Here is a 7,774-nt window from a genome sequence, read left to right as displayed (position 1 = left end):
ACCCCCCGCTCCAGCCCAACACACCCCCCCACCACGTCCACCCCGCCCACCCCCACCCCCGCCCCCCGCCCCCCCCCCCCCCCCCCCGGGGCGGCCCCCCTCGGCTCTGGTCGGAGCCCCCTGTCGGATTCGAACCGACGACCTACGCATTACAAGTTGTCGGATCTTGGTCTGGGGGTGTCCATAGGTGTCTGGGAATCGAGCGTCACGCCTGCTCAGGACATCTTCCGGACCGTAGCGGATGGCGACAGACCAAACCGGATCCAGTACGCACTGAGACCGCGAATGAGACCGTCGCCCCAGCCCGGCGCTTACATGGCTTGGTGCGGCCCACGCCACCGCTTGCCGGCCGAACGACTCTGCCCCGTTGACGCCGGCCGGATCGCTTGGCACCTCAGCGGTGCGTCCTCCGGAGCCAGGCACTGCCGACGGAGCAGCAACAATACGCCTCAAAGGGGGCACAGAAAGCCACCTAGGAGCGTAGACTCCCGCCAGATCCGAACTACACATATCAGCGTAGCGTGACGTCGCTCAGGGGGGGCACGTATGGCTGCAGATATTGACCTCAAGGCTGCAATTAACGCGGTGTCTGATGTCGTACAGAACCGACCGCGCCCAATACGTGAATTCGATCAGATCTACATGAAGACCGGCGATATGGTCATGCAGAGCGAGTTCGTGGCCAACTGGGCAAACGGAAAGCGCCTCGCATTTATCGGCGATGGCGACTCGATCAGCGTTTGCGTAGCGTACCTGCATGCCCGAAATATCGTTGATTATGGCCCCAGTATGATCACGGTTTTCGACTTCGACGAAAGAATCGTCGGAGCCATCAATAGGTTCGCAGACCGCGAAAGACTCGAAAACTTGCAGGCGGTTCTCTATAACTGCATAGAGGCAATGCCACCAATGAAGGACTTCGAGTGCTTCTACACGAATCCTCCTTGGGGAGCAAGCAATAACGGATCCAGCGTGAACGTGTTCGTCCAGCGTGGTATTGAGGCGGTCCGCTATCGCGGTGAGGGGATGATCGTTATTGCCGATGACGAAGAACTGGATTGGCCAGCCGAGGTTTTGTATCAAGTCCAGTCATTCGCATCCCAGCGCGGATTCTTTGTCAGTCGCATGATGCCACGCCTCCATACTTATCATCTCGATGACGCTCCCGATTTGCGGTCCTGCAACTTGATGATCAAGTCACGCCCCGGAAATCCGGTCGGACCGGAAAGTACATCGATAGTCGACGGCGAACGACTCGACAACTTCTACGGCCGAGATGCGGAACTCAGAGTCAGGTACGTTCGGGAGAAAAAGAGGCTCGATTACGGCCGAGCCAATGAGAGCGAATACGAGTTCGAGATCGTCGAGGGGGACAGGGACAAGTGACGCTTTTCGAGCAGGGGAGTTCGATCCTCTACATGAAAGTGGGAACGCACGCCCAAGAGAGTCTGACAGATATCATTGAGCGAAAAAGACGCGAGATTCAGGAAGAAGGCTTCGCCATGTGGGGGTACGGTGGAAACACGTGCCACCCAATTACTATGGTTCAGCCGTTCGCCAAGGCCGCGCCAAGTCCTATTGTGCTCTGCATGCAGCCCATGCAGTCCAAACATTTCGCGGAACCCGTCCGAGCGGAAGAATATTCCGAGGACGGGCGGGTCTGGAAACCAGTCCCAAGCGGGATCGATGTGCTCGGATCCAGGTACGCCCTTTGCATAGAAAGCTTGGAACAAGTCGACGAAACACTGAATCTTGCTGATACTCAGGTCGCCGTTGGCAGGAGCCGCGGAAGGAACGGAAGAGACTACGTTCAAGGGCGAGTTGACAAGGCCTGCCTAGAACTCTCCAATATCGGCGGAGCAGAAGCTAAGGAGGTCCGTATCGGATTGACTGCCACAATTGTGGCCCCCCACGCAGTCCTGCTCCGCAACTAGCTCAAATTTGATCCTCTGCATATAGCAGAGTAGAGGCACGCTCCCGCAGGTGTTGCACGTAGCTCGCGAGCCCTTCCATAAAGGATTCTATGCGAGGGCTCGCGCTACTGCATTGGAAGCAGATTGACAGAGCCTTATCTACGTTGGGTTCGGCACAAATCCTCGCCCGCACCTCATCCATGCCTATTCTCGCAGAGACTCCCGCTATGGCCTGCTCTAGGCAGACAATCTTTCCCTGCAGAGTCGAAAGTTCATTGACAACTTCCTGTACTTTTTCGGCACCTTCAATTGCACGCTTATCGCCTGTGAGCAAGAACATGGGGCCACGCAGTACAGCGATCGCACAGAGCTGGCTCTCGCCACTGTCCAGCTCTACGCCGGCTCGAACTGCCGCCTCTTCAATGCGAGACGCAAGATCCAGTTCATCAGGGGTGGGTTCCAGCTCCACCACGGACGCCAAGAAATCCTCGAAGCGTTGAATGGCCGACTCTCGATCGAGGACCCTACCTCGCCTCTCAAGGTACTTCGTGACGACGTATCGTGCCGCGCCCAGAACACCTACCCCTGGAGTTGGCTGACGCTCTGAGAGGCTCACCTCGTCGAGTAGCGCATAGCAGCTACACTTGATTAGAACGTCATTATCCATGGCCAAATCAAGCTGCATTATCACGCCCCATCACGCGACCGAGGTACTCCTGCGATGAGTATGGCAAGGCGTCCCAATCAAACTGTGCCGCCGCCAGGTCATTGATCGACCCGGCAACATCTTGATCGCCGGGCTGGATTATCTTCAATGCCCCAAACGACTTATCCCATTGCCCAGTAGCATGACCAAGGCATAGGGCAATCACTCCCGCATCGATTCTTTCCTTTTCGGAAGCTCTTCGCGCGGCATTGGCAAGCTGAGTAGAGCTATATGATGAGACGTTGGGAAGTATCTGTGGATCTTCCATGCCGGTTAGCAACTCTAGGGCGAAGCGGTCAGCGGCGGATTCTTCTTCGTCCGATTCGTCGACACGCATTGGATCGCTCATCTCCATGAGCGATCCACTCTCGTCTAGATGGCCGAGAATAATGTGCCCAATTTCATGAGCGATGTTGTAGGCGGCCTGCGCGGAGTATTTCGTATCGAAACCCAGAAGCACAGCATAGCGCCCATCAACCCGTACGGTCATCGCGTGCATACGCTTACGCTGCAACGGAAATACTTTCAACTGCAGGACCGGGATCCCAAAAGACCAGCAGAAGCTCAAGATGTCGAGCAGTGTCACACAGTCACTTTGCCCAAGGATCGCTTCTCTGAGCGCTATGGCTGATAGCCCAGTCGGCAAAACTTCCCCTCGCGTCGCAACGAGAGCGCTCCTCCCCACCGCAGTTCCAAAAGACGCTAGCGCCGCTTCCTCGTCATCGGAGCGCGACTTCAAGTTCTTGAACTTGGTCTCGTCTCGCCACAAGAATTGTGGCGAACCATCGAAAAGCGCTCGCGGCGAGAGACCTAGCCTCCGCGCCACGGTGAAAGTCAGTTCGGCTGTGGCCGAGGTCGATTCCGCTGCTTCATCGCTCCACCATTGAGGCCATGCGGCATCAATTGCAGCGTTGGCGATTCCTGCTTCCCGCAGCTCGCGTCGCAATTGTTCCGGTGAAAGGGTCATCTTTCAACACCACCCTCCTTGGCCCAACCGAACGGAAATAAAAGTGTTACGTTCTAATGAGTGAAAGTAGTGACTTGCGTCGCCGCTGTTGCTAGGGTATCGGCCATGGCACCTTCTGACAACCATATGCCCCAAGCTGCACTACCAAGCGTCTTCTGCTGGACAAAGTTCGGGACCGAAGCAGGTGAGGCTACCCAATCGATCTTCGAGCGGAAGGAGCTTGAGAGGAAAAGGAACGGCGGAATTTTCCTTTGGGGTATCGGTAGTAGCATCCGCCCCTCTATCGCCGCCCTGCTGCGAGAGACCGGCAATCCGGAGGTGATTTTCTCGCCGATGAAGAGTTCTGCCTCTAAAAAGGACACCTCACCCGAACGACTTGTCCTATGGAGCGTGGCGGAAACCTATGACGGCCTAGAATACAAGATTCCCGACCACTCGCTAGTCACGAGTCGAGCTAGTGTCAGTAACTCACGGTCGGCTCATTTTGCTCTAGTCTGTGAATCCCTGGATCCAATTTCACAAACACCTGATCCAAAAGAAGCTTTGTCGGTCTGCCTCGACGAACTAAGAAATCTTCGAACAGGGTCGATTTTGGGAGCTTCTCAAGTCACTTCCGTCGTTCGCCGCCTAGATGACGACACATCGAAAGAATCAATCTCGCTCTATCCCGTAGCAGTTCGAGCGCGCCTGATCTATCCATATTTTGTGCGCCTGACGGGAGCGTTGCCAATTCCTGAGTCTCTGCGGCTTGATCGTCTAGAAAATGAGGTTTTCCTGCAAGCCATGGACGATCTCTTGGAACGCAGAAGGAGTGCAGTGAAGAATGACAGCGCTCAGCAGTTGATGCTTGTGTAACACATCTGCTACCGGTGAGCAGGAGGGTGCTGATCACCATTCACGACGGACGTATGGCTCTGAACGTCCGTACTGACGCCTCTGCAACGCATCTGAGCCGTGGGAGCCTTAAGAGTGACAGCAGGCGGACAGAGAGGTAGCGAGTGTCGCAGCAGGCCAACCCTCGGGGAACCTTCCTGAAAATCGCCGGCCTGATGAAGAGGCAGGCCGAGGACGACCCGGACATGACGGAGCTACCGTCGCTAGCCGAGGTCATGCGCGACCACAAGGTCTCACGTGGGGTCGCCCTGCGTGCCTTCGGCGTGCTGCGTGACGAAGGCGTGGCCGAACCCGTGCCAGGTGAGCGGTGGCGCGTCATCCGTGCTGGGAGTCGCACGGACCGGCGTCCGCTCGATCAGCGGATCGCGGACATCATCACGGTTGATGGGCTCGAAGTAGGTGAAGCATTCCCAAGCGCTTCCGCGTTGGCCGAGCGGTTCGGGGTGTCCCGTCCCACCGTGACCAAGGCGCTGGAGAAGTTGGAGACCGTCGGCCTGCTGGGAGGCGGAGGGCAAGGCAAGGTACGAACGGTCCGTGCCGTGCCAACGCGAGAGGAGCGTTCCTAGCTTGTCGACGTTGACGGAGTGGGCCTATCCTCTGGCCGAATCCCTGCTGGCTGAGCCGTTGCCGCGCCGGTGGAAGCACTGCCTCGGCGTCGCCGAGAGGGCACGAACAATCGCGCTCGTCCTAGGCCAGGATGCGGACCTGTTGGAGGCGGCAGCAGTGCTGCACGACATTGGTTACACGCCGGACCTGGCCAAGACGGGCTTTCACCCGCTGGACGGGGCCCGCTATCTCCGCGACGTAGCCAACGCCGATCCACGCGTCACCAACCTGGTCGCGCATCACTCCTGCGCCTGGCTGGAGGCGGAAGCGCGCGGCATGCGCGATGAACTGGAAGGCGAGTTCCCCCGCGAACACGACCATCTGAACGACGCGCTCTGCTACTGCGACATGAACACCACACCCGACGGCACGCCGACGAACCCGATCGACCGGATCAACGAGATCACCGGACGCTACGGCCCCGACAGCCTGATCGGGAAGTTCATCCGCCGTGCGGAACCCGAGATCCTCGCCTGTACGTCCCGCATCCTGGACCGTGTGGCCGCCGCCAAGCGTCAGCCGATGTAGGGAGCCATACGCGCCCGGTCCATTGCATGCTCAATCCGGAGCCGCATCGTGGGGTGGATGTCGAGTTGCGGCAGGTCCGCCGGGGTGACCCAGCAGACCTCTGTCGTCTCGTTGCTCGTACGCACTTCACCGGCGACCGGCCGAGCCCGGAAACAGATGCTGAACTGCTGCCGCACTTCACCGTCGTCGTACTGCATCACGTGGCCGGGGTCGGTGTAGATCCCGGAGATGTCGACGACTTCGGCCTTGATCCCCGTCTCTTCCCAGACCTCCCGCGCGACAGTGTCGCTGATGGACTCCCCCACGTCGTGACCACCGCCGGGCAGTGCCCAACGACCGTTGTCGGAACGCCGGATCATCAGCACCTCCCCCGCGTCGTTCTGCACGAACGCGACGACGGACGGCACAACCGAGTTGGCCGGCGGCGCGTCGGGTTCGTGAAGGTAGTCGATCCGCCCCATGGTCAGGCTCCCATATTGCTCGCAAAGTCCGCGTCGGTGATCTGACGCGCGTTCTCCCAGGTGTGTTCGATGCTATTCGCGTACGTGTCGAACAGCCCACCGTCGGCCAGGCGGCGCAGGTGTAGCACGGGGGCCATGTAGGCCCCGATGCCGTAGACGTGGGGGTTGACGAGCATCTCGTCATCAGCCCGGTAGATCGAGTTGTAGAGAGTCGAGTCATGCAACCGGAACCCGATGCCAGGGTGGCTCCGCATGAGCGGACGGTAGAGCACCATGGCGTTGCGAATCTTGCCGTCCATGATCCGGTGACCTTCGTCTATCCCGCGCTGCCGGACTGCCGCACTACCAGGGTCTCCGAGCAGGATCCGCACGCGAACACCGACCGCTACCTTCGCCTTGAGAAGGTCATGGAACAGCGGGTCTTCCGACAGGAACAGACCGGAGTAAACGAGCACGTCAAGGGTCTTGTGTGCCCTGCCGTAGATCTCGCGCCACAGCCCGGACGGCACGGCGTGCCGGTGGGGATAGACCGTGTCAATCTCGGCTTTGGACAGATCAGTTGCGCTGTCGATCGTGCGGTCGTCGACCCACAGTGACGTGACGTCGACCTGGAGCACGGCGGCCGTCGCGTACTGGTGACGCCGGTACGGCACTTTGCCCTGCGTGATCCAGCGTTCCACGGTCTTCGGGTTGACCTCGATCACTTCGGCCAGCCCCTGAACCGTCATGCCCCGAGCTAACAGCGCTGAGCGCAATCGTTCGTTGGACATCTGAACCCCCGTTGGGACGTCTAGGGACGTCTTGACCGTAGCCAGAACTCCCGAAGCTGTCCACACGAGGGGTAAACAACTCCCCTGAGCTGGGGCGATTCTGAGTGTGCGCCAAGAACTCCCGGCGCGAAATCAAAAGGTTCCGTCGACAGACTTGACGGAGGACCATGCAGTACCTGTAAAACAGGTACTGCAAGCGGAGAAACAACTCGGCGAAAGCGGCTCATGCCGCACGTGCAAAGGGCGGGGACGCTGCAATCCCGCCAAAGGCCAGAGGACAGGGCTTCGGCCCGACTGGCGAGGTGGCCCGGTGACCGCGAGCAACGGCCGGCGAGTGGGGACAAGGTCCCCTTTGCAGTGTGTTTCCCCTGTTCAGCGGTCCGAAGGAGTGGCAGTGAGCCGACGAAAGCGATGGGCGCACCGTGATTGACCGGCACGGCGGCGCCGTTCCATCCCGGGTCCGTGAGTACCTCGAAGTGCGACGGGCGACCGGTCGCCCTTCTCCGATTCGCGGCTAGCGCCGCGCCGGTTGCTCGCCCTGCCCGTCCGGGCGCTCTGCGGAGCGGTCCTGTACGGGCGGGGTTGAGAGGAGCCGGAGTTCTACGGCCCCACCACACAAGAGCGGTCCCCGGGGTGCGACCCGGGGACCGCGTACAGGCACCTGATGTGGAGGAACCTGTGGTCACCAGTCTGACAGACGCGGAACGGGACGAACTGTCCCGGAAGACCAGCGACGCGAACAAGCGCAGCGAGGACAACGCCCGTATCCGGGGCGGCCGTTGATGGCCGGCTCGGAGCACGAGAAGACGAAGGACCCGCTGCCGCCGCGTCCGCGTGGTCCGCACCCGTACGGTCTGACCGGCCGCTGAACCAACCGCCCCGATGGTCGCAGGCCGGGTTCGACTCCCGTCCGGGGCGCTGTGGCCCGC

General features: G+C 59.9%; 9 protein-coding genes. 5 read left to right on the top strand and 4 right to left on the bottom strand.

Going from position 1 to position 7,774, the window contains the following annotated elements; all coding sequences use genetic code 11:
• Positions 1 to 546 precede the first annotated feature (546 nt).
• On the top strand, positions 547 to 1,386 hold the full coding sequence (locus tag ACWGJB_RS31305) for a bis-aminopropyl spermidine synthase family protein (RefSeq protein WP_453383412.1): 840 nt from the start codon (positions 547 to 549) through the stop codon (positions 1,384 to 1,386).
• Entirely contained in the window at positions 1,383 to 1,934 is a 552-nt protein-coding gene (locus tag ACWGJB_RS31300) for a hypothetical protein (RefSeq protein WP_453383411.1), read from the top strand. The genes ACWGJB_RS31305 and ACWGJB_RS31300 overlap by 4 nt, the downstream gene beginning before the upstream one ends.
• Before the next feature lies 1 nt (position 1,935).
• Here ACWGJB_RS31300 and ACWGJB_RS31295 read toward each other — a convergent pair whose 3' ends face one another.
• Positions 1,936 to 2,598 carry a hypothetical protein gene (locus ACWGJB_RS31295; protein WP_453383410.1) on the bottom strand — a complete coding sequence of 221 codons (663 nt, stop codon included), beginning with the start codon at positions 2,596 to 2,598 and terminating at the stop codon, positions 1,936 to 1,938.
• Positions 2,588 to 3,586 (bottom strand): ImmA/IrrE family metallo-endopeptidase, encoded by a 999-nt coding sequence (locus tag ACWGJB_RS31290; protein ID WP_453383409.1) that lies wholly within the window; start codon positions 3,584 to 3,586, stop codon positions 2,588 to 2,590. Before ACWGJB_RS31290 ends, ACWGJB_RS31295 begins: the two co-directional genes overlap by 11 nt.
• Positions 3,587 to 3,691: 105 nt before the next feature.
• On the opposite strand from ACWGJB_RS31290, the gene ACWGJB_RS31285 reads away from it, so the two are divergent.
• The 3 genes from ACWGJB_RS31285 to ACWGJB_RS31275 all read left to right on the top strand — a co-directional run bounded on the left by ACWGJB_RS31285 (position 3,692) and on the right by ACWGJB_RS31275 (position 5,614).
• Positions 3,692 to 4,441 (top strand): hypothetical protein, encoded by a 750-nt coding sequence (locus ACWGJB_RS31285; RefSeq protein WP_453383408.1) that lies wholly within the window; start codon positions 3,692 to 3,694, stop codon positions 4,439 to 4,441.
• Positions 4,442 to 4,584: 143 nt separating this feature from the next.
• Entirely contained in the window at positions 4,585 to 5,046 is a 462-nt protein-coding gene (locus tag ACWGJB_RS31280) for a GntR family transcriptional regulator (RefSeq protein ID WP_453383407.1), read from the top strand.
• Between the two features lies 1 nt (position 5,047).
• A complete protein-coding gene (locus ACWGJB_RS31275; RefSeq protein ID WP_453383406.1) occupies positions 5,048 to 5,614 on the top strand; it encodes an HD domain-containing protein in 567 nt (188 codons plus the stop codon).
• Here ACWGJB_RS31275 and ACWGJB_RS31270 read toward each other — a convergent pair.
• A complete protein-coding gene (locus tag ACWGJB_RS31270; RefSeq protein WP_453383405.1) occupies positions 5,602 to 6,075 on the bottom strand; it encodes an NUDIX domain-containing protein in 474 nt (157 codons plus the stop codon). The two genes, ACWGJB_RS31275 and ACWGJB_RS31270, sit on opposite strands and share 13 nt — an antisense overlap.
• Before the next feature lie 2 nt (positions 6,076 to 6,077).
• Positions 6,078 to 6,845 (bottom strand): XRE family transcriptional regulator, encoded by a 768-nt coding sequence (locus tag ACWGJB_RS31265; RefSeq protein ID WP_453383404.1) that lies wholly within the window; start codon positions 6,843 to 6,845, stop codon positions 6,078 to 6,080.
• Between the last annotated feature and the right edge of the window lie 929 nt (positions 6,846 to 7,774).

Source organism: Streptomyces sp. NPDC054813 (assembly GCF_053611365.1).
This window is presented reverse-complemented; position numbering and strand designations above follow the sequence as displayed.